25 protein-coding genes are annotated in these 26,801 nt (G+C 39.7%); 12 read left to right on the top strand and 13 right to left on the bottom strand.

Translation table 11 applies throughout. The features are described from left to right. The first annotated feature begins 207 nt into the window (after positions 1–207). Entirely contained in the window at positions 208–471 is a 264-nt protein-coding gene (locus tag JOD18_RS02355; protein ID WP_204667327.1) for a NifU N-terminal domain-containing protein, read from the top strand. Between the two features lie 117 nt (positions 472–588). Here JOD18_RS02355 and JOD18_RS02350 read toward each other — a convergent pair whose 3' ends face one another. Beyond that, complete coding sequence (locus JOD18_RS02350; protein WP_204667326.1) at positions 589–1,437, bottom strand: YitT family protein; 849 nt, start codon at positions 1,435–1,437, stop codon at positions 589–591. Between the two features lie 889 nt (positions 1,438–2,326). Between JOD18_RS02350 and JOD18_RS02345 the strand changes: the two genes are divergently transcribed. Further along, positions 2,327–3,178: a DegV family protein gene (locus JOD18_RS02345; protein WP_204667325.1), complete on the top strand. Its 852-nt coding sequence runs from the start codon at positions 2,327–2,329 to the stop codon at positions 3,176–3,178. Positions 3,179–3,212: 34 nt separating this feature from the next. Here the strand turns inward: JOD18_RS02345 and JOD18_RS02340 are convergent, their stop codons facing one another. From JOD18_RS02340 to asnB, 4 genes are all read right to left on the bottom strand, one after another. Further along, positions 3,213–3,413, bottom strand: a complete 201-nt coding sequence (locus tag JOD18_RS02340; RefSeq protein WP_204667324.1) for a transcription initiation factor TFIIIB — start codon at positions 3,411–3,413, stop codon at positions 3,213–3,215. Between the two features lie 221 nt (positions 3,414–3,634). Then, the gene (locus tag JOD18_RS02335; RefSeq protein ID WP_204667323.1) at positions 3,635–5,068 is read right to left on the bottom strand and encodes an alpha-amylase family glycosyl hydrolase; all 1,434 of its coding nucleotides are present in this window, start codon (positions 5,066–5,068) and stop codon (positions 3,635–3,637) included. A gap of 161 nt (positions 5,069–5,229) precedes the next feature. Next, positions 5,230–5,457, bottom strand: coding sequence for a hypothetical protein (locus JOD18_RS02330; protein ID WP_204667322.1), 228 nt, complete (start codon positions 5,455–5,457; stop codon positions 5,230–5,232). Positions 5,458–5,627: 170 nt separating this feature from the next. Further along, on the bottom strand, positions 5,628–7,457 hold the full coding sequence (asnB, locus tag JOD18_RS02325; RefSeq protein ID WP_204667321.1) for an asparagine synthase (glutamine-hydrolyzing): 1,830 nt from the start codon (positions 7,455–7,457) through the stop codon (positions 5,628–5,630). A 661-nt stretch (positions 7,458–8,118) separates the two neighbouring features. Here asnB and JOD18_RS02320 point away from each other — a divergent pair. Together JOD18_RS02320 and JOD18_RS02315 are read left to right on the top strand one after the other, a co-directional pair. Continuing rightward, the gene (locus JOD18_RS02320; RefSeq protein WP_204667320.1) at positions 8,119–8,622 is read left to right on the top strand and encodes a small multi-drug export protein; all 504 of its coding nucleotides are present in this window, start codon (positions 8,119–8,121) and stop codon (positions 8,620–8,622) included. A 333-nt stretch (positions 8,623–8,955) separates the two neighbouring features. Then, positions 8,956–9,168 (top strand): hypothetical protein, encoded by a 213-nt coding sequence (locus JOD18_RS02315; protein ID WP_204667319.1) that lies wholly within the window; start codon positions 8,956–8,958, stop codon positions 9,166–9,168. A 634-nt stretch (positions 9,169–9,802) separates the two neighbouring features. On the opposite strand, the gene JOD18_RS02310 is transcribed toward JOD18_RS02315, so the two are convergent. Together JOD18_RS02310 and JOD18_RS02305 are read right to left on the bottom strand one after the other, a co-directional pair. Beyond that, the gene (locus JOD18_RS02310; protein WP_204667318.1) at positions 9,803–10,171 is read right to left on the bottom strand and encodes a YisL family protein; all 369 of its coding nucleotides are present in this window, start codon (positions 10,169–10,171) and stop codon (positions 9,803–9,805) included. A 105-nt stretch (positions 10,172–10,276) separates the two neighbouring features. Beyond that, the gene (locus JOD18_RS02305) at positions 10,277–11,464 is read right to left on the bottom strand and encodes a DUF418 domain-containing protein (protein WP_460578294.1); all 1,188 of its coding nucleotides are present in this window, start codon (positions 11,462–11,464) and stop codon (positions 10,277–10,279) included. 137 nt (positions 11,465–11,601) lie between these two features. Between JOD18_RS02305 and JOD18_RS02300 the strand changes: the two genes are divergently transcribed. The 6 genes from JOD18_RS02300 to JOD18_RS02275 all read left to right on the top strand — a co-directional run bounded on the left by JOD18_RS02300 (position 11,602) and on the right by JOD18_RS02275 (position 13,527). Continuing rightward, the gene (locus tag JOD18_RS02300) at positions 11,602–11,823 is read left to right on the top strand and encodes a spore germination protein (protein WP_204667316.1); all 222 of its coding nucleotides are present in this window, start codon (positions 11,602–11,604) and stop codon (positions 11,821–11,823) included. Between the two features lie 8 nt (positions 11,824–11,831). Next, the gene (locus JOD18_RS02295; protein ID WP_204667315.1) at positions 11,832–12,035 is read left to right on the top strand and encodes a spore germination protein GerPB; all 204 of its coding nucleotides are present in this window, start codon (positions 11,832–11,834) and stop codon (positions 12,033–12,035) included. 25 nt (positions 12,036–12,060) lie between these two features. Further along, positions 12,061–12,594: a spore germination protein GerPC gene (gerPC, locus tag JOD18_RS02290; protein WP_204667314.1), complete on the top strand. Its 534-nt coding sequence runs from the start codon at positions 12,061–12,063 to the stop codon at positions 12,592–12,594. 4 nt (positions 12,595–12,598) lie between these two features. Then, positions 12,599–12,808 (top strand): spore gernimation protein GerPD, encoded by a 210-nt coding sequence (locus tag JOD18_RS02285; protein WP_204667313.1) that lies wholly within the window; start codon positions 12,599–12,601, stop codon positions 12,806–12,808. Then, positions 12,789–13,163 carry a spore germination protein GerPE gene (locus tag JOD18_RS02280; protein WP_204667312.1) on the top strand — a complete coding sequence of 125 codons (375 nt, stop codon included), beginning with the start codon at positions 12,789–12,791 and terminating at the stop codon, positions 13,161–13,163. Before JOD18_RS02285 ends, JOD18_RS02280 begins: the two co-directional genes overlap by 20 nt. A 145-nt stretch (positions 13,164–13,308) precedes the next feature. Further along, positions 13,309–13,527, top strand: coding sequence for a spore germination protein (locus JOD18_RS02275; protein ID WP_204667311.1), 219 nt, complete (start codon positions 13,309–13,311; stop codon positions 13,525–13,527). A gap of 13 nt (positions 13,528–13,540) precedes the next feature. On the opposite strand, the gene addA is transcribed toward JOD18_RS02275, so the two are convergent. From addA to JOD18_RS02255, 4 genes are all read right to left on the bottom strand, one after another. After that, positions 13,541–17,257 (bottom strand): helicase-exonuclease AddAB subunit AddA, encoded by a 3,717-nt coding sequence (addA, locus tag JOD18_RS02270; protein WP_204667310.1) that lies wholly within the window; start codon positions 17,255–17,257, stop codon positions 13,541–13,543. Continuing rightward, entirely contained in the window at positions 17,250–20,723 is a 3,474-nt protein-coding gene (gene addB, locus JOD18_RS02265; RefSeq protein WP_338029477.1) for a helicase-exonuclease AddAB subunit AddB, read from the bottom strand. Before addB ends, addA begins: the two co-directional genes overlap by 8 nt. A gap of 325 nt (positions 20,724–21,048) precedes the next feature. Continuing rightward, entirely contained in the window at positions 21,049–21,579 is a 531-nt protein-coding gene (locus JOD18_RS02260) for a GNAT family N-acetyltransferase (RefSeq protein ID WP_204667308.1), read from the bottom strand. 242 nt (positions 21,580–21,821) lie between these two features. Beyond that, on the bottom strand, positions 21,822–22,481 hold the full coding sequence (locus JOD18_RS02255) for a TVP38/TMEM64 family protein (RefSeq protein ID WP_204667307.1): 660 nt from the start codon (positions 22,479–22,481) through the stop codon (positions 21,822–21,824). 179 nt (positions 22,482–22,660) lie between these two features. On the opposite strand from JOD18_RS02255, the gene JOD18_RS02250 reads away from it, so the two are divergent. Beyond that, entirely contained in the window at positions 22,661–23,068 is a 408-nt protein-coding gene (locus JOD18_RS02250; RefSeq protein WP_204667306.1) for a YhjD family protein, read from the top strand. A gap of 149 nt (positions 23,069–23,217) precedes the next feature. On the opposite strand, the gene JOD18_RS02245 is transcribed toward JOD18_RS02250, so the two are convergent. Further along, positions 23,218–23,757 (bottom strand): competence protein ComK, encoded by a 540-nt coding sequence (locus JOD18_RS02245; protein WP_239587869.1) that lies wholly within the window; start codon positions 23,755–23,757, stop codon positions 23,218–23,220. Between the two features lie 193 nt (positions 23,758–23,950). Here JOD18_RS02245 and JOD18_RS02240 point away from each other — a divergent pair, with 193 nt between their 5' ends. Further along, positions 23,951–24,400 (top strand): DUF3939 domain-containing protein, encoded by a 450-nt coding sequence (locus JOD18_RS02240; protein ID WP_204667305.1) that lies wholly within the window; start codon positions 23,951–23,953, stop codon positions 24,398–24,400. 642 nt (positions 24,401–25,042) lie between these two features. Here JOD18_RS02240 and JOD18_RS02235 read toward each other — a convergent pair. Beyond that, positions 25,043–26,227, bottom strand: a complete 1,185-nt coding sequence (locus JOD18_RS02235; protein ID WP_204667304.1) for an IS110 family RNA-guided transposase — start codon at positions 26,225–26,227, stop codon at positions 25,043–25,045. Between the last annotated feature and the right edge of the window lie 574 nt (positions 26,228–26,801).

Raw genomic sequence — 26,801 nt, 5'->3', positions numbered from 1 at the left:
GACTTTGCTATACGTTACCTGTTGGATATGATACTATATAAAGTGAACGGTATCTGGTGTCAATGTCTATCATTCCAAAAGCTGTTTCCTCTGATATTCTCGCAGAGATTTACGGGCAGTGAACACCATGATAGAATAAACTTTTCATCAGTCAGCTTTTGGCTTATGATGGCTGACGCAGTATTGAACTGGAGAGGAGAATAATTAATGACCATTCATGTAGAACCTACCCCTAATCCGAATGCCATGAAATTTACTAGTGACAAAATGATCTTTGAAGGAAATAACAGCATCTCTGTGATGCCCGGACAAACCAGTGAGCATGACGTATTGAATGAATTGATGACCGTTGACGGTGTTGATAATGTGTTTGGCTTTCAGCACTTTATCACAGTAAATAAACTCCCCCATGTCGAATGGGACGAGCTGACAAACAAGGTGGAAGAAATCATTACAAAACACGGGTATTAAAAATTGCAAAGGGCTGTTGCACAATGGGAACTACATGGTGCAACAGCCCTTTTCTCTATGTTAGTGGTTGTTTGGACGAGGCATACAGAGATTTGCGTTTTTTCATAAGTAGGTTTATCAATCGTTTCTTCTAAAAAACCCATACACATTTGCTGTTTCCATTACATTGGCAAAGGCATGCTCATCAACTTCACGTATAATCCGTTCCAAATCATATAGTTCATAACGAGTAATGACCAAATACAACATATGTTTATCTTCTTTTGTATACGCTCCTTGCACTGGCAAAATGGTGATACCACGTACCATTGTATTGTGTACAGCCTGTTGAAGCTCGTCTGCTTTCTTGGTCACAATCATTACGGTTACTTTCTCATGTCGGGTATGAATACCATCAATAACCCTTGTAGTCACATATAAACCAATTAGTGTATACAATGCATTCTCTGGCTCATTTAAGATTCCTGCAATTACGATAATAACTCCATTAATGATCATTAAATAGCCGCCAACTGGTTTATCTTTCATTCTCGATAAGATCATCGCAATGATATCAGATCCCCCAGTAGAAGCCCCCCATTTTAATGTAATCCCGACACCTAAGCCTGCGATAACACCGCCAAATACCGCATTTAGCATAATATCATTTGACACGCTGATAACTGGGAATATTTCCAGGAAAAAAGAAGTAGCTAATACCGACAGAATACTGTATATGGTAAAACCCTTCCCAACCATTATCCATCCAAGTATAGCGACAGGTATATTAAGTATGAATAAAATAAGTCCTGTACTGGCAAATCCAATTCCCAAATAATCTTGGAACACGGTTGTTAGGATTTGTGCTGCCCCTGTAAAACCACTTGCATACACATTGGCACTGATCAAGAAGAAGTTTAAGGCGATAGCATTTAGTACTGCTCCAATAATTACGATGATAATTCGTTTTGCTCCCATCAAAAACACAAGATTTCCTCCTTTTTTGCATTAGTCGTTCATCAAGGTGATAAGAACGCTGATCATTTTTTTCAACCGTCAGTCGAGCTGGAAAAAACTCACTGATAATAGTCTGACTTTATAAGTATGTTCTTATGCCGCTCTAGTCAAACCTACACTATTTTAAAAAAGTTTACCTTTTTCAAGTATTTGACGATTTTTTGACGTTTACAAACATAACACTTACACTTATTATATAGAAAATAGGGATGAGTACCAGTTCTCCTGTGAAATAATCTCCTAGAGTGCATGTTCAAAAAGTTCGATAAAAAGGATCATCATCGGTTAAGTTCGCAACGTCCTGGGACTGCGGTTACTTGCCCCACCGAAACCATTTGTTGCAACACCAATACTAGCACATCGTGTGCGTCGGCAGGCTAAACCCATGACGTCCTGTCATAACGCCTGCACTAGTACGTCCTGTACGTCGAAAGTTCCAAGCCGCGCAGCCTTTGAGCAAACGATCTTGCACGCAGAAAAAGCGACCTTCTTTTTCAAGGAGATGGTCTTTCACACAGAAAAAGTGACCTTCTTTTTCAAGGAAACGATCTTGCACGCCGAAAAAGTGGTTTTCTTTTTCAAGGAACGGAACGTATGCTTTTAATACGTGAGTAGCGGACTTACACAGGAAGTGTTGACTTCTGCGTTACCCACACGCTGTGGGTGATTTTAGTAGAAGTTCCTCTATTGCCAACACAGAAATTCGATGCGTCATTTTTATTGGACTTTTTGAACAACCTCTTTAACTCAGTACTGCCCACTCGTAACGAGGTTGCTAGCTTCACTTAATATCAGCGGGAGATACTTCCCTAATGACAATCTCATTTTATTATTCGATAAGAAAAAGGAGGAAATAATGATGACAGTAAAAATAATTGCAGATTCCGCGTGTGACCTTTCGACAGAGGATTATCAAACCTATGGGATTGAAATGGTGCCGCTAACCGTTCAGCTTAACCAAGAGGAATACCAGGACGGGATAACCATTTCACCGAAAAAAATCTATGATGCCATGCGTGACGGTGCCTCACCAAAAACGGCTCAAGTAAGTCCACAAGCATTTAAAGATATCTTTGAAAAGCATGCCGCTGCAGGTAATCCAGTCATTTACCTTGCCTTTTCCTCAGCTCTTTCTGGAACCTACCAAGGGGCCAAACTAATGGAGCAAGAGGTCAAAGAAGATTATCCTGATTTCGAACTGCATGTCTTAGATACGAAATGTGCTTCACTTGGCTATGGCTTAGTCGTACTACATGCCGCTGAATTGGCACAGTCTGGTGCAAGTGCAGAGGAAATCCTGCAAGCAGCCCAGCATGACTACAAACATATGGAACATATCTTCACAGTAGATGATTTAGAATATTTATACCGTGGCGGCCGTGTAAGTAAGACTGCAGCTTTTGTTGGTACCCTGCTCAAGGTAAAACCGCTTTTACACATGGAAGACGGTAAATTAATTCCATTAGAGAAAATACGCGGATCAAAGAAAGTATTTAAACGGATGATAGAGATTATGGAAGAAAGAGGTGCTAATCTCGAGAATCAACGTATTGCGATTAGTCATGGTGATGCCTTGGAAACGGCAGAGCATATTGCACAAATGATTCGTGAGAAATGGGATGTAAAAGAGATCAAAATTGGCATGGTAGGAGCTGTGATTGGTGCACACGCAGGCCCCGGGACGATTGCTCTCTTTTTCCTAAACGACTAAAACTTATCCTATGCACCCGTACATGAACCTGCCTTTAATAAAGTGTATCCTTAAATATCCCTGGTTTTTTCACAAAGCTTTCGATAACTAAACCGCATTCCGTGCAAATAAGATGGGTAATATTCGAACCAAACGACATCTTATTTTCTGGCTGGACAACGGCATAGCCTGTTTGTTTGCCTATCCCTAATTCGGTGGAGCTGCAATTTGGACATTGCTTTCTTTGATTATTCATAAAACATACCTCCTGTTATTAGATAATACGAATGAGATGACTGATTTGTTTCATATAGAATTTTTTATGAAAGAAGGAAAAAAGATAACAGGAAGAAAGACTTGTCAGACTGGACTCTGATTAGCAAGGGCATACGGATGGTTATAAACTCGGGTACGGAAGCTGACAACCAAGTAAAAACCAGATGTACATCGTTTGATGTCATCTGGTTTTTTGTGTCGTTAAGATTTTCCATTTTCTGCTTGGCTTTTTTTATACCTTCTGTTCACAGCTACAATAAATCCAGCAAAACCACCAAAGATGACAACAATTAATGAAATAAAGAACCAATTGATACCGCTGTTATCCTCTAGAATAAAGATATTGCTTGTTTCACGGTCCATAATAATTCGATACTCCCCATCACTTTGCTGTCTGACGATATCATCTTCTAGCAACCCGCGTAATTGCATATCATCTGCAATTCCAGACAGAGAGATCGATTTTGTCTCGGTATCGTTATTAATGGCTACGTACATTGTTTGGTCCTCTGAAGAGCGCCTAAACACTGTCATCGCGTCTGTTTCTCCAACTATTTCAAAATCACCATGCTGCATAGCCGACGAATCTTGTGCAAAATTGGATAAACGGTCGATATGTTCCATCAATTCTTCGTCTTCTTTATTTAATTCTGCCATACGATGATCTGGTTCTGCAACGCCATTATCCATTGGTACTTCTACCCCTTGATACAACATAGAAGTACCAGGAAGTGTATAAAGCAAGGTCGTAGCTAACTTCCATCTGGTTAACGGATTAAAACCCGCCTGTGAAGAAGCATAGGCAAAACGTGGCGTGGTTACTCCCTCCATATAATGAATACCAGTTATATCTCGCTCTAATAGAGGGGTAATTGATTGACCAGGCTGCTTCAATATATCTACCGCTTCTGTTTGAAAGGACGTATTCATATCATTATCATTTGTTGCATGTTCTCCATCATAAAGGATAATCAAGTCTTCTTTTTCTGTTTGAAGGCGTTGATTCATGTTACTAATGAAATCATCTGGTGTTTGTTCATTAATATAAAAGTGAAACCCATCGATATTGGTGGTCTGCATCCAAAAGACAGCCGTTTCTAAGAAGTACTCCTGTACATCCTGATTCTCCATATCTACTGTCGGCAAACTCTCGCCAAGTTGATTCTCTGTTGCTGCTCCCACCCAATTTATTTGCCCATTATTCCATGGATGTTCTTCACTTACATGTGTTAGAACAAAATCTAAAATCACCTTTATATCCTTTTCATGTGCTTCAGACACCAACTGTTGCAATACCGCCACATCTCCAAAGTGCGGATTTACATTTTGCGGTTCCACCACATCAAAACCATGGTATGAGCCGGCCTCCATAACTGGACTTAAGTTTATAACAGTAATCCCCATATCCTGAAAGTGATCTAACTTTTTGATAATCCCTTGTAAATCCCCGCCATGATAAGCTTGAGGATCTTCAATATTTATATCGATATCATTGCTACTGTCTCCATTATTAAAACGATCGACAAGGATATAATACATTTTTTCATCATTCTGCTCTGTTGCTTCTGCTGATAAGAAAGGTAAAAGCAGAAATAAAGAGCAAAAAGCAATTATTCCTTTTTTCATGTAATACATATTGGTCCCCTTTTCCACAATTATTTATTCTTCTATTATCCTAGAGTGTCGATTAGAAAGTCAAATACATATCTATCATTGTCTATGACATTTTTGTGACTAGCCGGTTCTCTTATGTATTTATCCTTGTGCAATCATCCGTAAGTCTGTAAGTCTCCCAGTTACAGACGATTGTAATAAGAAAAACCAAGAAGAGCAACCCCTCGGCAGACTAACATTGCGACGACAATCGCCACGTCTGGACTAGTACGTCCTGTACGTCGAAAAGCGAAACGGTCAGCCGCAGCGACTTCCTTGCTCTCCATATCTTCTACTATGGTTATTTCTGAAGTAGCTAATAATAGCTGGCATTGGATATGCTTTCTTACCTTTTTAGAAAAACCAGGCACAAATACCAATCTATTAGTATTTGTGCCTGGCTGCTTCTTTTACTCTCTTCTTTAATTTGTTACGCGTATAATAGCTGGTTATTAATATACCTAATATGACAAAAGCCAGCATATTAGGCCGTTCCCTGACCCAATCAATAAAACTGACCGGTACTGCAGCTGAAGTGAATTTACAAATCAATTGTGACATCATAGGCTTCTAACCAATAATTTATTTGGGCGATATGGGCAAGCAATTGCGGCCCTGCCATCAATTGGCCAAACCATGGATCACGAATATTGGCAGCCCTGTGTCTGACTAATTCAGCTACTTTGTCACGATCCATAATTTCAAATAATCTGGATTGTTTATTATCAACGATCGACTCCATCCACTGTACGACTGCCGCCGTATAATCAGGGTGATAAGTTTTCGGATATGGGCTTTTTTTGCGATATAATATCTCATCAGGCAGTAAACCTTCCAGTGCCTTTCTTAGGATACCTTTTTCTCTATTACCATAATTTTTCATTTCCCAAGGAATATTCCAGACATACTCCACTAAATGATGATCACTAAATGGGACACGCGCTTCAAAGCTTGCTCCCATACTCATCCGGTCTTTTCGATCTAACAATGTTGGCATAAACCAGTGCATATTCAGATAGAACATTTGTCTTCTGGCCGCTGATTCGGAATTTTCTCCTTCTAAAAGCGGGGTTTCCTGAATGGTTTCATGGTATCGTTCTTGTAAGTATTGATCAATATCTAGTTTTGACGTAATTTGATCACGCAACAGCTGTTTACGCACCTCTGATGACCGGATCCAAGGAAAGCCTTGTCGGTTTAGATCATCTGCACGATAAAACCATGGATAACCTCCAAATATTTCGTCTGCACATTCTCCCGACAAGGCAACCGTCACGTGTTGCTTCGTCTGCTGACAGAACCAAAGAAAAGAGGAGTCGACATCTGCCATCCCAGGTAAGTCACGGTAAGTAACAGCAGCTTTTAATAAATCTGCTAGCATTTTATTTTCCATTGTACATGTATGATGATCTGTCCCCAAGGCCTCCACCATGGTCTTTATAAAGTCGCGATCTTGGTTAGGCTGAAAACTGCTTTTAGTAAAATATTTATCATTTTCTTGATAATCAATTGAAAATGTCTGAAACGGCTGGTCTAGCTTATTAGCAGCAATGGCTGTAATCGCACTAGAATCAACACCACCCGATAGAAAGGTTCCCAATGGCACATCAGATACTAACTGACGTTCTACGGCCTCCATAAGCAGCTGACGCACTCTGAGGGCGGTTTCTTCCACTGAATCTTGATGCAGCTGACTTCGCACATTCCAGTACCGTCTTGTTTTCCAGCCATCCCGATTATAGATACCTACATGGGCTGCCCTCAATTCATGCAGGCCATCAAAGACACCATGACCCGGTGTACGTGAAGGCCCTAGCGCCAACACCTCAGATAACCCTTCTTCCTTAAGAACGGCTTTTATCTCGGTATGGGCTAACAGTGCTTTTATCTCAGAAGCAAATAAGATTCCATTGCGATGCTCGGTATAAAAAAGCGGCTTTACACCTAAGCGATCCCTTGCCAAAAATAACTGCTGATGTTTTGGATCCCAAATCGCATAGGCAAAAATACCATTCAATTTATCAACATGATCCTCGCCCCATTCCATATAACTCTTTAACAAAACTTCCGTATCGGAATGAGAATTAAATGTCCAGCCTTTTTTTATTAATGCGTTCCGTAACTCTTCCGTGTTGTATAATTCACCATTATAAACCAGTACATAATCAAGTCCATGCCGTTGCGACTGCATTGGCTGCTTGCCGCCATCTGGATCCACCACGATCAAACGCTGATGACCAAATGCGAGATGCGTATCATTAAAATAGCCATTCTCATCCGGTCCTCGATGCTTTAGTTGTTCGGTCATAACCTGGACTTGCTGCAGTTCGACATCACGGCTGAAATCGACCCAACCTGTTATCCCACACATTTGTATCGACACACCTTTCTCTTCATTACTCTTTTCATTATATGCAGAGCCTAAGAGATAGTGAGACTTTCACTAATTGAGGGTCTGCTTTATGTCCAGTTAACGAGACTTATCATGATATTAACGTCCGTTCTCTCCCTGGTCGTTTCTTTGACAACAGGAAATTCATAGTCTGCCACACCAGGATAAATCTTTTCTATGATGTTTCATCTGCTCATTCTTCATTTTTACTTGTCAGCTAATGTACATCTTCTATTTTCTAAGGATGCCAATTGACCTTTATAATAGATAAAGGCGGAATTATAACTCATAAAATGAAACTTCGTGACGTCATGCACTTAGTCCGTTTCCTTTCTCCCCATTAAACGTAAGTTGAACCAACAGCCGGTTACATGGTGATATATTCACTCTCGAAAAGAAACATCCCAAAATCGGTTCCATCCACCTTTATTTCCACCCCATCCACCCTGAAACAGTCGCTATTCATCCTTATTATCTCTCTTCAAATACTGTAATAGCAGCATTCTTTTAAAAGTATCACTATTCACCTTTCTTTACTTCCCACTCACCTTTATTTTTCCCCTTTTCATCGGGATTCTAATGCGGGGCTGATTATTCCCCCATATGATGGAATCAACAAATAATTGAGGAGTGAATGCTTATGATTGAATGGTTTCAAGATTTTGTCATTACATTAACACAGGCGGATACATGGGTGCAGTATTTAGGGACGTTATTTATCTCGATTATTCCGTTTTTTGAATCCTATGTAGCAATTCCAATCGGGATTGTATTTGGATTCCCAAGTATTCAAATTGTTGCGATAGCTGCTGTGGGAAACTGGCTGTCAGTGATGGTATTTATTTGGCTGTTATCTGGTCTACGCGAGAAAGTAGTTAAAAAGAGAACAAATAAAGGAAGCAAGAGAAACAATCGCGCACAAAATATATTCAACAAATATGGGGTTGCCGGAATATCCTTTGCAGGACCGATTATTTGTTTCCATGTATGTGCTGCAATTTCCGTTGCATCGGGGGCTAGCAAGGCTTATGTGAGTCTTTGGCAGGCTATTGGTATTGGAGCATGGTCGATTGCCTTAGGAGTTGCTTTCCATTATGGTGTGAATCTTTTGGAATACCTTCCAAATCTAAATCCATTTTCATAAAAAAGGGGCTGATTTTAGTATAGAAGAAAAGTCTGAAAATTCCTGCTGATTGACGACATTTTTTTATTAAAGGTAAAGAAAGAATGGGAGATAGGATAAAAAAAGATACGATAAATTAATATTTTTGATGGATCTCCTCCCCTTCTTATTTACTTCATCCTTCTGAAATCACTTTTCCAGCTATTGATTTGTTTTTTATTTCAAAACTATCTGATTGGATTATTTACAATGGCGCACTAAATATTATTTTATTAATACTGCTTTTATTTTTTACTGTTGATAAAGATATATTGCTGGAACTTTTAAAAAATTAATCTGAGAGGTGAAAAGACAATGAAAAAATGGATATTTTTATATGGTGCCTTGATAATAATGCTATTACTGTCAGTTATTCCATCTTTGATTATGTATGAAGGAATATCATCGAATATACCTGCACTGCCCGATTTCGAATCGCCAGACTGGTTTGTTCCTGTCGGTTTTATCAATATTGCACTTATAGTTGTCGTTTCTTACTTAATGGCAAGGATTGTAAGTAAAGACTAAAGGAGCGGCAGATGATGGTATTTTCTTTTAATCAGCTTAAAACAGTGATTCAAATGCTACGTTTCTGATATAGATTATATCACCCTCAAGCTAGATATGATTTTAAATATATGTGAATTACACACCTGTAGATTCCAAGAAAACAAGGCAGCTGACCATTCTGAACAATATCGTTTGCAGTTTGCCTTATCACTATCGCAAGGAGCGGGTAGTAGTTCCTTTTTAAAACTTCTGCCACAGACACAGCTAATTCCAATGTCGTTCCTGCTTACCTTTGTATTGTGCGTACTGACATTGTTTATCCAATGGACTTTAAAGGGTGAGGGGCAGAAACAAAAGACAAATCCGACGCTAGAAACAAACCGGAAACATTTGATTCCAATATACAGCATGACCATCTCACTATCAGAGTCAAGATATGATTTCCATTTTTCTTCTGGTATTTCACTTTCTCGAATATGTCCCATAGGAAAGTTTTTTCATAGTGTAAAGTAAAAGATAGACGCTCATTTTTGCGTCTACCTTTTAGAAACTTTGATTTTTGTACATATTCCACTTGAGCATTGCCTGAAAACATTTATTTGATAAGATCTCTTCGTGTTTTTTATGCCAACAGGCTAAAGTCTGCTATTTTTTAAAATAATTTGATTCCCATTGGCAAACGGCCAAATCCTAATACTAGCACGATAATAAAGCCAATCACAAGTTGGATCCAGAAGCTCTTGGTCGGCTTTGACTTGGAGGCCTTTACCAAAATCATTTCCATTGATGAAATAACCCACAACCCTGCTAATGCCTTGACAATGGCTTCTCCCATGTATGCGCCGCCGATATCAAAATATTGGATCAGCATGACAATACCTGAATATAGCAATAATAAATAATCCAGACGTAATATCATATGCAAGATCTTGCCTGCCTTATTCCCTTTCTTATACATTCCATAAGAAATAAATAGCAGAATCAGTCCCAATACCCATGCCGTAATGTGTAAATGTGTCATTACTTTGCACCCCCATTTCAACCGTTATTTGTCACTGTACATCATATCATGTCTATCTGCAAAATGCATTTTTCAGCTTTCTTTTCACGTAATTGTCAAATCATTTTATCCTGTTCGTTTATTAGCCAATTTCTTTTTATAAAGCAGGCTGCGCCATAACCATTCAATTGGTCCCCTTTGATAATGCTTGAGCCACCAGTAGCTGACTATGGTCTGGATTAGGTAAACCCCAAGGCCAATTAATACGGTTTGTAACGGCGTCAATTTTCCATACAAACTAAATCCTACCGAATAAAAGATGATAAAACTAATAATAGATTGGTAGATATAATTGGATAACGCCATTTTTCCTACACAGCCAATATATTGAAAGAACTTCACTGCCTTATTATAAAGAAGGGTGATGGTTAATAGATAAAATACAGCAGAAGATATACCACCTATCGTATCCTGAAGCAGCTGCAGCCAGATTGGATTTCCTGCTAAATATGGACCTGCTTTGAAAATCACAAACAGACCAAGAGAGACCCCCCACCAAATATGCAGAATCTTTTTATGCTGCTGGATATCATGCAGCCATTTTTTTCTTGCAAACAACACTCCTAACAAAAAAATAGGCAGGATATTACAGGTAATGAAAATAAATTGAAAAAGATTATTAGAGTATAACCAATCTGTTAGGTTTTGTTGTAAAATATCTGCTATATTCCCTGCTCCATAATGTTGATATGACTGCTCGATACCGGCAGTATTAGCAATGGAACCCAAATCTTCCAACTGACTAGCTAAGAATAATAGTCCTGTCATTAACATGGTTGGTATCAGCAACAAACAAGCTCCCCATATCCACAATGTAATATCTTTCCGTTTTAGAAACAGCAGCAGCAGTAAACCGATAAGGGCATAAGTAATTAAAATATCTCCGTGCCAAATCAGAAAGGCATGCAGTACACCAATCACTAACAAGATAATTTGGCGGCGAACCAGCCATTTATACGGAACCTCCACTTGCCTGTGCTTCAAATTCTCATAAATAATATACATACCAAAACCAAACAAAAAAGAAAATAAGGAATAAAAACTTGCCTGGAAGAAAATATCAATCAAGATATGGACAAGGCCTGGTTCTCCTAATCCCCAATAATTTTGTCCATTTCCATACAAAAAGTACGGCCCGTGAAAGGAAGGTAAATTCACCATAAAAATTCCTAATATCGCAAATCCTCGTGCACTGTCAATCCACGGGAGACGTTTAGTCTCTTGCAATGGCATCGGCTGATTCAAATCAAACACTCCTTTGCTTTCATTCTATGTATTGTTATCAATTAAAACTTTCCTTTCCGCCGTCACATATAGATCTTTTTTCACCATTTATCTGTTATGCGCATAATCTAAGATGAGTAAGTTGCTATAATGTTAGGATGATCTCTATGCCGGCTGTCGTTGGTGCAGTAAAAGTAATCAATATTGGATCTTCGAGCATCTTTCACATTGGTGATGTATATAAAATCCAGCCCTATACACAAGCAAAAACGTTTGCTGGTGGAGGTTCGTTTAATACTGGGGATGGCATTCGCGTACACATGGAAAATGCTCAAACAACTATGGTCGATCAGGACCAATTCGATCAAAATATTACTGGAATGTGGTAGGTGACCTCATGATCTTGACCGTTAATCAATCGATTTATATTCATTTTCTTAAAGTTGGCAATATCTCTAACTCTTCTGTTCTGCAGATTGGCAGTACAGGGAAGATGCAGACTATGTCACAGCTGTATAATACAGGAGGATTTACAGTGCCAGCAGAAACAGCAGCTATCGAGGAGTCTGCGACACCACTAGTTCCATTATCACCTTTTTAACCAGTGGGAAAGGGAGTGATTACAAATGAACGATCAAACACTAGTCTATTATATTTCACAATTGCAGCAGCAAATACAGCAGCTTACACAACAAGTTCACTCCTTAACACATCGTGTTCAAGAATTAGAACAACAGCAACCAGCCAAAACCTCCATTGAGAAATTAGAATATCATTTCGATCAATTAAAAATTGAACGTCTAGACGGTACACTCCATATCGGCGTGACACCGGAAGACCTGCAATCCATGGATGAATTCGCCGTTTCTCCTAGTATCACTCATCCACAAGCCTCTGTTCAACAGTTATTAGAATCACATATTGATCATGAATTGCCAACATATATACAATCACTGGAAAAACAATACCATTATCCGTTAGAAAGCAATTATCGTCAAGCACTAATCACAGACCTTAAACAACAGCTCCCTAGCCGGATTTCCCATTACCAACAAGCCAATATGCCGCCGCAGGAATTACCACAGCATATTGTCGAGCAGGTAAAGGCAGAAATGCAGCATGGGCTTAATAACTGGTTTATCCAGCAGCAAAAGGAGTAACATTATGTATTATCAAGTCAATAATCATCATATCGGTGTCGGAAATATCTCTATACTTGGTGTTTCTAGTTCGTCCTTATGCTTGGTTGGCGATAGTCATCATATCCAACTAGCCTCTCTGTTTGACACACCGCCCGAGTCTTATATTGTAGGTCTAGATAGTGCAGAAGCAGCGGACGAAAGGTTGATAAACCTTGCAAATACGGACGACTAATGTCAATCAAGTCAGAGTCAAGAGTTTGACCTATAGTTCTGTCTTGCAAATGGGTGACGCAGCTATCATCGAACCTCAAGCAGATATTCTTGCTGTGCAAAAACAAGGCACGATTTCTTCTGACAAGGGATTTGAATTTCAACGCTATCCACTTTTCCAAGTAAACCTCCCTTTTCTTTATGATGCCGAAATAGTGAGAGGTTTTCATAACAGTGATGATCCATTTATTCGCGTTCAATCGATCGATATTACAGCGGTATCTGCGTCCTCTGTTGTCCAGCTAGGAAACAATCAGCGTGTTCACTCACTTGCCAGACAAAAACATATCCGGATTGTTCCAAACAAGGCCAGATAAGAAAATGTGCTTATCATCCTTTTTCATGTTTCTGGTTTAATGTGGCAGCGCCTGCCCACTTTCGGAAAATCAAACAAATAGACGTTCACCGCCCATAAGTATGGAAGTCTCATCTCATAATCTTGTTGAGAAAGGATGTGATACTTTGCCATCCATTGTAGGTCCTATTAAGATTAACAGTGTTGGAGGCGGTGTGATTAACTTTGGAGACAGCTTTTACCTCTCACCAAAAAGCGCCTCCAAGCAGGCAACTGGTGCCGGAGCAAATAACAACGGTGATTTCTCTATTACCAATACAGGCTTTAACATTACCAATACTGTTGACCCGGATGTTTCTGATCAAGCGATTGGAGGTAATGCATAAGGAAGTAACTTCCTTATGCATTTACTTGTATAAGGAGGTTCTTATCAAAAAAGTACAGGTACTTCTCCAAGACAGGCTTTTTCCAAATATCTTCTAAAGCCCTCGCATACAAATTTATTTGCAGCTGATATCTCTGGGCAAGCTTTTCTTCTAAGGACTCGCTCCATTCTTCTTGAATATGATCTGTTTTATAATCTAACAAAATAAAGCCTTGCTCTGTTTTAATGACACAGTCGATTACACCCTGCAGGGAAATTCTCTCCTGCTCTTGTTCCTGCCAGTCTGGATATACCTCTTTTGCTGGCAAGGTCATACTGAAAGGAACCTCTCTTTCTACCTGTTTTGCCTGCATCAGTTGTTGTCCCATGTCCGTATTTAAGAAATACAGAATCGACTGAATATCAATTACTTTTGCTTCTTCGCTGGTAATCATCTCATTCGCTTCTAATGTTGCAATATATTCCTGTAATTGATCAACTGTCCATTCTCTGTCTAATGGCAAATGCTGCATCGCCGCATGCATAGCTGTTCCAATTTCTGCCCGTGTCAACTGTCTGTCTTTTTGCATAAAACGCGGCCGTCTGCGAATTGGCGCCCGAAATGGTGCAATGATTTGTTCATCACTATAACTGTCCTTCATTTCTCGCTGCCGTTTCATCTCTGTAACGGTTTGCTTGGCGCGGTAGAAAGCAGAATCATGGTAAGGATAACGAAACGCTAAATGTGCTGCCACTTGCTCTTTCATTGGTTGATCAGGCAGTTCAAGCGGCCGCCATTCGGTAATAGCCTGTCGCAGTTCTGCCATTTGCTCTTGTCTGTCCTCTTCTCCTGATTGAAACGCTGATTGGTGTACAGCAGTAATCTTCCATGTGGATGGATCTTTAGTGATCTCTTCTGGCGCGCTCCAATCTACGTCTGTTATACGCAATGCTGTTCCTTGATGATGCCGGACTAAACTTGCCCCTACCCAGTCTAAATAACTAAGCGTCTCTAAACGATAGTAGGAGGGCAGTACCCAATCTGGATGTGAGACCATACTGTTCCACTTCTTGCGTTTCTTCTCAAATGATGTAACCGTACCGACTAATACTACCTTTTCTTTTGCCCTTGTTAATGCAACATACAAAACGCGCATCTCTTCTGCCAGCATTTCGCGCTGCATTTCTTTTTTTATTCCGTGATATAACAAGGTTGGATAGATAATCCGTTTAATTGGATCAATATATTTGGTGGCAAAGCCCCATTCTTTATGGAGCAAATATTTTGCCCGTAAATCTTGTTGATTAAACTGCTTGTTCATTGCCCCAACAATGACCAGCGGAAATTCCAATCCCTTACTCTTATGGATTGTCATGATTCTGACTACATCTTCTTGTTCTCCTAATGCCTTCGCAGCCCCTAGGTCATCTCCTTTCTCTTCCATTCGCTCAATCAAGCGCAGAAAACGGAAAAGGCCTCGGAAAGAGGTCGCTTCATAACTTTTTGCCCGATCAAATAAGGCGCGTAAATTAGCTTGTCGCTGTCGTCCTCCAGGCATACCGCCTGCAAAATCATAGTAACCAGTCTCTTGATAAATTCGCCAAATCAATGCCGAAAGTTCGCCCTGTCTTGCTTCACGGCGCCAATGAGCTAATTGCTCAAGAAAATGCTGCAGCTCTGGCTGGTGATTTTTTTGCTGGTAGATTTTTAATGCTTCGTAATAAGACAGCCCTCGCTTCGTCATTCTGATTTTTGTCAATTGATCTTCATTCAAACCGACGATCGGTGATTTCAGCACAGATACAAGCGGAATATCTTGTCTCGGGTTATCAATCACCTTTAACAGGCTGATCATGACTTGAATCTCGATCGCTGCTAAATAACCGCTAGACAGTTCGGCATAAATAGGAATATGCTGTTTCTTGAACTCTTCCATAATAGCGGGAGCCCATGTCATTGAACGAAGCAGAATCACAATATCACGATATTCGACTGGACGCGGCTGTCCCGTCTGCTTATCGACAATTTTCGTCGGTTCTTCTCCATTAGCGCCGATCCATTGTTTGATTTTGGCTGCATAAGCGCGTGCTTCCAGCTGAGCTTTCTCTAGATCTTCTTCTGTTTCCTGCGGGTCTCCCTGTTCTGCTGCTGCCTGCTCTTGTGTTTCTTGATCTATAATTATCAATTCGGTATCAGGTTCTTTTAACGGTACTTCATCATATGATTTATTTCCATAGATCAGTTCGGCGGCCTGATCGTATTCAATATCGCCGACTTTTTGATCAAATAATTGTCGGAAAATATAGTTGGCCGCTGTCAACACTTGTTCACGGCTGCGGAAGTTTCGCGCCAAATCAATCCGGAGCCCAGCTGTCGAATTGTCGGCAAATCGATTATATTTCTCAATAAAAAGCGTTGGTTCAGCATGACGAAAACGGTAAATACTTTGCTTGACATCTCCAACCATAAACATGTTGCCGCCATGTTCATGGTTGGCAACCAATGAAATAATCGTCTCTTGTACTAAGTTCGTATCTTGATATTCATCAACCATGACTTCGGTATATTTCTTTTTCAAGCTTTCTGCTACTGCAGATGGCTGCAATGATTGCTTATCCTGCAATAAAATACTTAATGCAAAGTGCTCCAAATCGGCAAAATCAACTAGCCCTTTCTCCTTTTTTGCTTCTTGATAAGCTTGTTTAAATTGCTTAATCAAATCAGTTAGTGCATATATGGTTGGGTAAAGTTCTTCCATATCACGAAGATGACCTGTCAAATCACGTGTAAACCAATCTTCGGCAATATCTTTCCAGCGCTTCTTTACTTGTTCTCGAAGAGATTTTACCTGTTCTTTTTTGTCTTCGTCACAGTCTGCCTTTTTTCGAGATAAGGCTTTGAATTTCGCACTGGTAAAGACAGTACCTGCCTCTTGCCAGGAAAGTGCGATCGCCCCTTTTGCCTGCTGAATCACCTGCTGGTCGCTGTCCAGAGCCTCTGCATAATGATAAGGTCCATCTGCTTCCTGCGTAAGATCGAGTGCTTGGTTAATCAGTTTATCCATCAATTCTAATTGATCACTAAGCTCTTGCTTCAATAAGGACAGCCATGTTAATTCTGCTTCTGGTGTAGCTTCATTCACTCGATATACCTCAGCCATTTGGTCAAGCCATTGATCAGGATTCGGATGCTGAATGGAGAATTCATACATCTTAAGAATAAGTGATTCTACTTCCAAATCATTTCGGTCATTGCTGAAACGATCGACTACAGAGAAGAACGCAGCTTGTTTCTCTTCCTCTTGTTCTCCATACCAGCTTTCAAATAAGTCCTCCAATACATCCTGCCGAATTAAATCTGCTTCCATATCATCGGCAATGCGAAAACCTGGATCAATATCAAGTTGGTAGGCATATTTGCGCACCAAATCCATACAAAAGGAATGCAGTGTAGAAATCGAGGCATTCTGCACCAGAGAAAGCTGTTTCTTTAAATGATTCGATTGCGGATATTCGGCAAGTGCAGCCTCAATCGCAGCTCCAATTCGATTCCGCATCTCCTGAGCAGCTGCATTAGTAAAAGTCACTACCAATAAGGTATCGATATCGACTGGATCTTCTTTATTGAGTAATTTTTGAATAATTCGTTCCACCAATACAGCGGTCTTTCCAGATCCAGCTGCGGCTGCGACGAGAATATCTTGTCCGGATTGATAAATTGCTTCTTCCTGTTCCTTCGTCCATTCAGGCATGGAAATCACCTCTTCTCATAGCACTGATTGCTTCTTCGTCCTTCATATCTTTTAGTTTGCGATAATTATTCTCTGTTAAAGTAGGATCAAACTGACAGACCGAGCGATAATCACAGAACGTACAAGCAGTATGCTGTTTTTGCTGGAACGGATTCAGCTCTACTTTCCCTTCTGTGATGTGCAGACCAGATTGTCGCATCAAATGATGTATATATTGTCGCAGCTCGTTAAACACTTCCCGCTCTGCTACATTTGATCCTTTGTAAATAGAGCCTGTTTTACTGAAACCAGCTGGAACAATGTTACTTCGTCCTGATTCTAGTGTGTTGTCCATCATCCTGATAATGTCCGTTTCATTGACTAATAGGCCTTTCATCTTGAACTTTTTCAGCATTTCCTGTTCCAATTTATCTGCAGGCAGCAGATCATTTGCAGCTATCATCGGATTATGGACGTGGAAATACAATACACCTGCAGGTTCGGCAGGTTTGCCTAACCAGTTTTCCGCATTTTGTAAAACCACATCCAAATAAGCAAGCACTTGTAAAGCAATGCCATAGTATACATCCGTCAAACTTAAACCTCGTTCACTGGATTTATAGTCAATGATTCGCAAGTATAATTGTTCATTTTCTATCGCTTGATCTACTCGGTCTATTCGGCCACGCAGCAATAATTGATGATTATTCGGTAAATCGATCTGTAATGGTGCCAACTGATTAGGATAACCGAAACCTACTTCCAAACCAACAGGCGCAAAATCTGTCTTACGTGCTTGTTCACTCAATACATAAGTTGCTCGGGCAATAATGCTTTCCAGCTTTTGTTGAATATACTGATAACGATTAGAACTATGCAGGATCTGATGCTGTAAAACTGGCGCTAATTCTTTAATAGCACGACGGGCATATTTTTGAGCTTCTTCATTATAAATATTGGCAAACTGCTTATTTTCTTGTTGAATCCATTCGGTAATCTGTTTTAAGGCTTCATGGAATAATTGCCCTATATCTGGGGCATCCAGTTTATAAGTTGGCCGTGCTTCTAAGCCTAGGCTGTATTTAGCAAAATGTTGATAAGAACAACGATGATACATTTCCAGCCTTGATACACTGGCCTTGACTTCCTTTGGATATAAGGCTTGAACTGTATCCTTGGCAAGATCTCTTGGCTTGTTTTCATAAAATAAGCTCTGCAGTACACGCTGTTGCAGTAAAGGGTGTTCGGATTTGTCAATATACCAATTTAAGACATATTCCCAGACAGGATCGATCGGATAACCGCGTAATTTTCTGGCTAATTGAGCGGTCATAGCGCCCCTTGTCTTCACAGGCGTGGTGACAAACCGAGCTGCTTCCGCCATTTCTTCGGGATCTTGTAAAAAGAGGCCTGCTATTCGATCTGGAAACCACTCTTTGACTCGCTTGACCAATGGTGACGGTGCCTTTTGCTTCCCTTCCTCATTGCTGATTGGGTAGCTAATCCACAAATAATCAGAAGGAAGTGTAAATGCCAAATAGACATAAAACCAGTCATCCAATAATTGACGTTTACTACCTGCAGCCAGCTGAATGCCTTGCAATTGTAAAATCGAGCGGTCCTCTTCCGAAATCAAGCCATCTCCCTGGGGCTTCATCGGCCAAGTTCCTTCATTTACCCCTAGTAAAAAGGCGCATTTAATATTATGCATCCGTGAACGATCCACCGAACCGACTACAATATGATCAATACTTGGCGGAACATGGGAGAAGCGCAATGCCTCTATGCCGGAATCTAACACCTTACGGAATGTAGTAAGTTCCAGATTTTCTTCACCCGCTACTTCTGTCATTTCCTCAAGTAATTGAATCGTTGCCTCCCATACCTGATCTTGTTCACGCCCGCGTTCCACTTGACCTAGCTGATCATGCCGTTCCCGGATTGCCTCTAAACGCTTAGGCGCTTGAATCATCTCCAACCATTCAAATAAGGCAACTACTTTCTCCTGTATTCCCGGAAGCGATCTCATCTGTTGATCAATCTTTTTCAGCATGGCCGCAACTTGCTGTCGGTAAGCATTGATACGTGTCTGAACTGCTTGTTCTTGGTCGGTTTGAGCTGACTGGTCAAAACCTTTAAATCGTTGAAAAACCCAAACCTCATCACTTAGCCACCTGGATCGACCTCTGATGCCATACTCCAGTACATAATTTTCCAACTCATCAATTGCCTCTTGATCAAGCGGATAATCACTTTCGCCTTCAGGAATAAATCCAGCCTTTAACAAACGAAAAATCGCCTCATAGCGCCAATTACCATCAATTACATCTAATAAAGACCGGATCGTTTCAATAAAGGGATGGCTGAGCATCGTTCTTTTTTCATCGACAAAGACAGGAATTTGATAATCTTGAAAAATAGTTGTTATTAAATCATGATACACATCTGGCTCACGAATCAGAATGGCCAAATCGCGATAACGATAGCCTTGATCACGCACTAGCTGAATAATTTCCTGTGCCGCCCCTTCAACCTCTGCTCGCGGATGTGCTGCCTCTGACAATCGTACGGATGCCTTTCCTTCCATACTTGGTACCGGACGACTATCGAAATGATTATCGATATGGGCAAAGGCAGACGCTGGCTGCTGACTGGATTTAATATATTCTGTGTCTACGTGAATCATTGCATCTGCTGCCAATTGCTGCAGCTGATAATATGTTTCTTGTGTTTGATAAAATAAATCAAGTGGATCTGTGGTATCGGTTTTATCCAATGTTAAGGTGACCGTTACATGTTTTGCTTTCTTTAACATGACCTCTAAGATCAGTAATTCTTGAGGAGTAAACTGATGGAAGCCATCTATATAAACAATTGTACCTTCTAGGAAGGAAGAGTGCTCTAATCTCTCCGCCAGCTGCTGCAGCTGATCTTCACTATCGGTATACTGTCCCTGCAATGCCTGTACCAATTGTTGATAAATATAAAAAAGGTCATCCAATTTATGTTGAAGTGCTACTTCGTTTACCGTTTGATGATGTAGCTGCTCCATCTTTGACAGCTGTCCTGCCAGCATCTCTGGTGTCACACAGTAATGCCTGAATTCTTTCATCATATTTTCTAATTGTTCAATAAATCCTTGTTTTTCAATTGACTTTTGGAACATTTTCCATTCCCCGGTTCGCTCTTCCACAATTTTACGCAAAAGCATTTGTATACCTGTTGATGTGATATATTTCTTTGTCGCCCCGCCAGTTAGCTGCATCACCCGCCACGCTAATCGTGAAAAGCTATACACCTGGGCTCGGATCGATCCATTAATTTCCTCATCATTCAATAATGCGTATTCCTGTTGAAAAGTCATCTGATCGGGAACTAAATAGATAATCGGCATTCCTTCAGGGTCTTGTTTCAAATCATCTCTTATTTCTGATAAGCATTGTTTACTTTTATTTACCGTTGCACTTCCTAGTAAAAATCGCAACAAAGAAAACACCTACTTTCTTTAGCATATATACATTTTATCAAACATTCGTTCTGCAATAAAGTATTTAAGCAAAAAAGTGTTGGAGACAAACATACAGTTGAAGCACACCTCAAATAATAGTCAGCTTTTTTCATCAAGATCAAAATAAGCTGTATGTGGCATATGTAAACATAGAGCTTGCTCGCAGGAAAAGAATAGGGGACCGCCTCATTTTCTGAAACGGTCCCTATTTTTCTTTTAGAGATTGTCAACGATTAGCACAGTATAACCTTGCATAAGACCACTTGTTTTTTAAGGAAGGTGATCATCTGTCTCTGTCGCTTCATTAAACTGTATACTCCATCAGCCAGCAGTCACGGAAATCACCTTCATGCCATTCATGATCTGCTAACACTTTGATTTTAACGAATCCACACTTTTCATAACATCGAATCGCCCGAAGGTTGCTTTGCTGCGGGTCAACGACAACCTTTTTCGCACTTTCATGATTAATCAAATAAGCTGCCATCATACGGACAAATGTCTGGCCGATTCCTTTACCCCAAAAGGCTGGTTCTCCTATAAATTGATCCATACCATATACAGCATTGGCCTCCAGCTGAAAGACCTGTCTCTCTTGTTCATCTAACGGATAAAATTGTAAGTAACCTATTGGCTGGCACTGATACTCAATAATACATCTTTTGATCCGATTCTCTTGACTATAAAATTCATCATGTACTTTCACTAAATCCAATGGCCGATCACGTCCTTGATAAAAAGCTAATACGTCTGGATCTGACAGCCATTTAGCCAATAAATGGTCATCTTGCTGCTGTAACCTGCGAATGCTGATATTGTTCCCTTCAACTAACACCTTATCACCTTCCTCTCATAAAGTGAGATTTATCGATGTTTAGCCTCCGTGATCCTCTGATCTGTCCTTCAATCTATCTAAAAAGCTTGTGGACAACTGCCCCTGATAAATCATTTCTAGACACTAAAACAGAGATTATTGCCTCACCTTCCATTGATTAGTCCTTCATTCTAACATTTACGGTTTTGCTGGAGAAGTAAGTTGCCGGTCGTTTTAATTAAATTCCAGATATGATTAACCTTTTATATTTGTTTTTTCCCTTCGGATCGGCTATGTAAATAGTTTTCAATATATTTACCAAGCATCCAAAGGATGACGACACCGATAGCCACCAACACGGTTCTTATCGGATTTTGCGCAAAAGAAACCAAACTGTCACCGACAAAGGAGATGGTAAACACCATGACTCCCTTTCCAAGTAATACTGCCAATACAAATTGGTAAAACTTCACATTAGACAAAGCTGCTACCACATTAATAATGGCTGATGGCGAGAAAGGGAAACATAACAATAGAAACAGCGGGCCAAAACCATGCCGTGTAAACCAGTTCGTAACCTTCGATACTTGTTTATTAGCCGTTAACCACCTGAAAACCTTCCAGTGTTGATAACGCCTTACCAGGATAAACACAAGGATTGTCCCAGCACTTGTACCAGATAATGATAGTAAAAATCCTTCTAATAAACCATATGCAGCTGCATTGGTGATCACAAAGGCAATAATTGGCAAGAAAGGCAGAAAGGCTTCAATAAATGGCAATAAAAATCCAGGAAGGGGGCCTAGACTTTCATAGCTTTGCAATAAAATATCGACTAACTGTCCATATTCATTGGCCTCAAATAAATCCTTCATTTCATCTACATCGATATGTTCAATATTATTTATACTATATAGAATCATTCTGCCCTTTAACTCCTTTTTAGCCGTTACATATATGACTTAAGTTTATTTTAATATGTTTTGCGCTATTTTCCTAATTTTTCACTTCTCTCTTTCATTTTCTTTCCCATTTTCATTGCAATTTTATACATGATATAATAAAATAGAACAAACGTTCCGTGATAGGGGGGAAATAGAAAATGAAGTACTTCACCCAAGATGAATGGAATATAGCAACACGTTTTCTATTTTTATCAATGACTTTGACTGTCATTAAACAAGACCTAATCAACATGCAGCAAGCCTCTCCTTTTAAAATAAGTGAACCTTATATCACTTTATTGCAGCGAATGGAGCAGCTTGCCTCCGCAGAAAAGGCGGAATTACAGCATATGATGAAGCAGAAACAGCTTCATGTCCGAGTACTGCCCCATACTCCAGAGGACGCCTTTACTCCCTACCTTTTTACTTGTCAAGGTAAAGAAGTGAAACGCAATTTTTATAATCCAGCTATTCGTCGAAAAGTCATGCTTATGCTGGAAGAACTGCTAGAACAGAGACTGGAGCAGTCACATTCGGATCCGGCCCAGATGATGTCAATGCTATAGGTATAATTCTAACCAATTCAGCGCCGTTATAAAGGCTTAATTTGGCATAAAACTCGGTAACATTGCTGCCCATTCATTAAAGAAGATTGTTTTTGTTATTCTATAACAGAAAAACTCCGGCACGATTAGCTTACCGGAGCTTCCTAAACTTATTTTTTGCGCTGCCAGGGTGTTTCAGAAACAAACTGGGAATGCTCTAACAGAGACTCTATTTTATTGCTTAATAAATACCGATACTGTGCAGTACGATAAAGCTGGTTCAGTAAACTGGCATAAGAGACATTCAGCAGTAACTCACGACCATTCTTAAAAACGATACGCGTATAATATGTATCCGCCTTATCAATTTCCAAGACATGTGAATGAGCAATCCAAGAGCAGGATTTCTTAGAGGGTGATTCTAGTGGAAAGAAATACATCCCGCTAAAACGGTCAATAGCAATCGGCGGTTTATACGATATACCACTCAGCATACGAGTCCCTTCCAATAAGCCTTTCAAACTAATTCCAAAGCCCTTGCATGTATGATCCATAACCTGCTGTGCATTCCAATCTGTTTCAAAATCATCTGCTTCTTCCATCTCCATCACCTTTGTCCAATAAGATTTCCCTTCATGAAAACCGATTACTGCCAAGGTGCTTGGACTTACTTCTGGCATTACTTTATTAAGAGATGTAGTCATTTTCATTCTTTTTTCCTCCTTGTTTGTTTTTCTACTTCAAAGTAACAAATCACTTTAAATTTGGGAATAAAATGAGTCAAAATAACCCTTTTTTCCGTATTATTCGACCTAGCAGTGAAAATTTTAGTATAATTTTTATAAATAGAGCCACTGAGTGGTCATTTTGACGAAAATTTTCGCAATCAGGAGGGGACAGAAAATGTGGTTTAAAAAGAAGAAGAAGAAAGAGAAATTCCCAGTCAGGGATGTAGCAATAGAGGAAATACATGCAGCAATTCATCAATATGAGAAAGAATTATCTGAAAATATTCCGCTCAGGGTGCTGATCCAAGAAGATGGATCACTTGATCATTCATTGCTCGCCCCTTTTTTGAAAGCCATTCCAAAACAAACGTACTACATGTCCAAAGAAACTTATGAAGTCTTCACAGAGGACGATAAACACCTTGCAGAGGCATTGGACATAGTGCAAAGAGCTGTGGATCAATATATCTCCCAAACGAACAGTCTGCCTGTGATTGATCACGATCCCTATCAAAAAGTAAACTTTTTCAAATTGGAACAGTTAGGCCTTATTAAAGAACGGCCGGATATCGATTTTTATATTTCGGACCTAGAACATCTTGTGACGATGGAGAAACCTGACTAAACAGGAAGGAGCTGATTTTCTCTATACCTCAGATATCTGCACAAATAAAGGAGAATTCCACTAAAATAACCCCTTTCACCGATGTAAAAGAGGCGCTTATATTATCTGAATCACCAACATAACCATTAGCTATTACGTTAATTTCTGCACTTAGGATCCATATTGGTTAACTCTGTATTTTTAATCATGTTTCCTCTGTCTTTCGGGATGTCCTATTGACAGCACGAATAATCCTACCGTACCAGTGATATGCATTACTTGCCCTATCTCCATATTCTTCCGCTATATTTTAGTTAGTATAATCTTTGTGCCAGACTCATTACTTTCTATTACAATGTGGAGATTCAACAACTTAGGAACCTCATTAATAATTTTTAGCCCTTTTCGATTGGATTGCTGAAGAAATATTGTTTTTTTGCAGTAATCTCTTCATCTTTCATATATGTTTTTGTACAAATTCCACTTGAGCACTGCCTAAAAACGTTTATTTTACGTTTTCTTTTGGCTAGCGGAAGGAATAGACGGATACTCCTATGAGAAAGACTAACTATATAAAGTCAAGTGAAAAAGAAAATAAATGATGAGAAAAATATATGAATGAAATGCATGCCAAATAAGCATCAGAGCATCAAATTTTTTCACTTACTGACGAATTTCGTAGGGTTCGTTTTTAGTTAAAATCGCATGAATGATGTAACACAATTTTCGTGAAACGGCACCAATCGCTGTTAGATGATGTTTTCCTTCTGAGCGCTTTTTCTCATAAAATGCTTTTAAAACAGGGTCACTTCTGGAGGCGACAATGGCTGCCTGAAACAGTGATTTTCGTAAATAAGGGGATCCTCTTTTACTCATGACGTTGTGTGTTGCATCAAATTGCCCAGATTGTGATACAGAGGCATCAATACCAGCGTAGGCAACTAACTTTTTAGGGTTAGAAAACTTATGAATATCACCAATTTCGCCTAATATCGTCGCACCAGTAATTGGCCCGATTCCTGGAATGGTTTCAATAACAGAATTAACGGAAGTCATCAATTGGTTTATTTCTTCTTCTGCTTGTTTGATTTGTGTTTCCAGGAAGTTTAGCTGTTCAATCATCGAGCGAAGCTGGAAGGTAAATGCATCTTGTGCAAATCGAATACCAAAGGAATCTAAAGCAGCTGTTTTTAACGATTCTGCTTTAACTAAACCTACGCGATTACGACTCGCTAAACGAAGTGTTTCGGCCAACGTATCCGCAGAAATTTCGTTAAATGCATCGGGTGTAGAATATTCAAAAAGCGCTGCCTTGGATGCTTTTCCAAAGACACCAATTTTTGAAAATACCGTATCATATTCAGGAAAAACTTGATCTAAAACGGCAATGATTTTACGTTTGAAATCCCCAGCTGTTCCAACTAAATAAGATCGATAACGGGTTAACTGACGTAAGGAGAACATTTCTTCATTCGCTAAAGCAGTATCTTCAAATGATCCGTAACGAATAAGGTCGGCAATTAGTACGGAATCGATGATGTCAGTCTTACGTTTTCGTATTTCAGTACCTTTTCTCCAGCCATCTGTCTGAATAGGATTGATGACATGGACAAAATAATCGGCATCATCTAGGAAGGAAAAAAGAGCGAGCCAATAATGTCCCGTCGCTTCCATTCCCGTAAGAAAATGGGAGGGGTTGTCTGAAATAGTACGTAAACGAGTGAGTAGTGCGTGTCCGCCTTCTAAAGTGTTAGGAAAAGAAAAGCCTTTTAATACTATTTTTCCTGTATCATCCATAACAGAAGCAACATGAGTACGCTTGCCAATATCAATACCAAGATAAAACATAGCTTCACCTTTTTCTTTACCTATTTGGATTGAATGCCACTCATCTGAAAAGCGTCACTACCTTGTGCTAAATACGGAGTAAGGCAAAGTGCCTTCAACATCTAACTCATTCGTAATCAGCTTAACAGAGAGAGGGATCAGTCTTTCGATAACGAGCTCGTCGGCTCAAGGAGGACACGATCAACCTCTCAATCCATTAAATATATTTTCTCAAATAATTGAGGAAATACCAAATAAGAAATGACATAGGTTCATAAGGTTTTCCTTTTACAGTCGGAAGACTAAAACCTTAAATATAATATACAAGGCGGAAAATGTCAGATTAAATGTAACAACTGGACTATAGCAGCTGAGATAAAGGAACCACAGAGAGGAGCGAACCGGTGGGAGGCTTATCGTGAGGCGCTTTCGGGAACGATTACACGCCCATTTTTCGTATAAAAAAAGTGCAGCTAATCCTTAGCTGCACATGTTGTCTTTTGCGTATATCTAAATTTCATTTGGATGGGAATGTTCATCACCCTTTAATAGCAGGATAAATGGGATGAAGACATGAAAGATATAGCAAAAAAGA

This window comes from Gracilibacillus alcaliphilus (genome assembly GCF_016909015.1).
Lineage (GTDB): Bacteria > Bacillota > Bacilli > Bacillales > Amphibacillaceae > Gracilibacillus > Gracilibacillus alcaliphilus.
Note: the sequence above shows the minus strand (reverse complement) of the source record. Positions and strands in the feature narration are given on the sequence as shown.

Bases quoted from the DNA above. Each gene is read 5' to 3' on its own strand.
- JOD18_RS02355 (WP_204667327.1), top strand. From the start codon at position 208: ATGACCATTCATGTAGAACCTACCCCTAATCCGAATGCCATGAAATTT.
- JOD18_RS02345 (WP_204667325.1), top strand. From the start codon at position 2,327: ATGACAGTAAAAATAATTGCAGATTCCGCGTGTGACCTTTCGACAGAG.
- JOD18_RS02340 (WP_204667324.1), bottom strand. From the start codon at position 3,413: ATGAATAATCAAAGAAAGCAATGTCCAAATTGCAGCTCCACCGAATTA.
- JOD18_RS02335 (WP_204667323.1), bottom strand. From the start codon at position 5,068: ATGTATTACATGAAAAAAGGAATAATTGCTTTTTGCTCTTTATTTCTG.
- asnB (WP_204667321.1), bottom strand. From the start codon at position 7,457: ATGTGTGGGATAACAGGTTGGGTCGATTTCAGCCGTGATGTCGAACTG.
- JOD18_RS02320 (WP_204667320.1), top strand. From the start codon at position 8,119: ATGATTGAATGGTTTCAAGATTTTGTCATTACATTAACACAGGCGGAT.
- JOD18_RS02315 (WP_204667319.1), top strand. From the start codon at position 8,956: ATGAAAAAATGGATATTTTTATATGGTGCCTTGATAATAATGCTATTA.
- JOD18_RS02310 (WP_204667318.1), bottom strand. From the start codon at position 10,171: ATGACACATTTACACATTACGGCATGGGTATTGGGACTGATTCTGCTA.
- JOD18_RS02300 (WP_204667316.1), top strand. From the start codon at position 11,602: ATGCCGGCTGTCGTTGGTGCAGTAAAAGTAATCAATATTGGATCTTCG.
- JOD18_RS02295 (WP_204667315.1), top strand. From the start codon at position 11,832: ATGATCTTGACCGTTAATCAATCGATTTATATTCATTTTCTTAAAGTT.
- gerPC (WP_204667314.1), top strand. From the start codon at position 12,061: ATGAACGATCAAACACTAGTCTATTATATTTCACAATTGCAGCAGCAA.
- JOD18_RS02285 (WP_204667313.1), top strand. From the start codon at position 12,599: ATGTATTATCAAGTCAATAATCATCATATCGGTGTCGGAAATATCTCT.
- addA (WP_204667310.1), bottom strand. From the start codon at position 17,257: ATGCCTGAATGGACGAAGGAACAGGAAGAAGCAATTTATCAATCCGGA.
- JOD18_RS02255 (WP_204667307.1), bottom strand. From the start codon at position 22,481: ATGATTCTATATAGTATAAATAATATTGAACATATCGATGTAGATGAA.
- JOD18_RS02250 (WP_204667306.1), top strand. From the start codon at position 22,661: ATGAAGTACTTCACCCAAGATGAATGGAATATAGCAACACGTTTTCTA.
- JOD18_RS02245 (WP_239587869.1), bottom strand. From the start codon at position 23,757: ATGAAAATGACTACATCTCTTAATAAAGTAATGCCAGAAGTAAGTCCA.
- JOD18_RS02240 (WP_204667305.1), top strand. From the start codon at position 23,951: ATGTGGTTTAAAAAGAAGAAGAAGAAAGAGAAATTCCCAGTCAGGGAT.
- JOD18_RS02235 (WP_204667304.1), bottom strand. From the start codon at position 26,227: ATGTTTTATCTTGGTATTGATATTGGCAAGCGTACTCATGTTGCTTCT.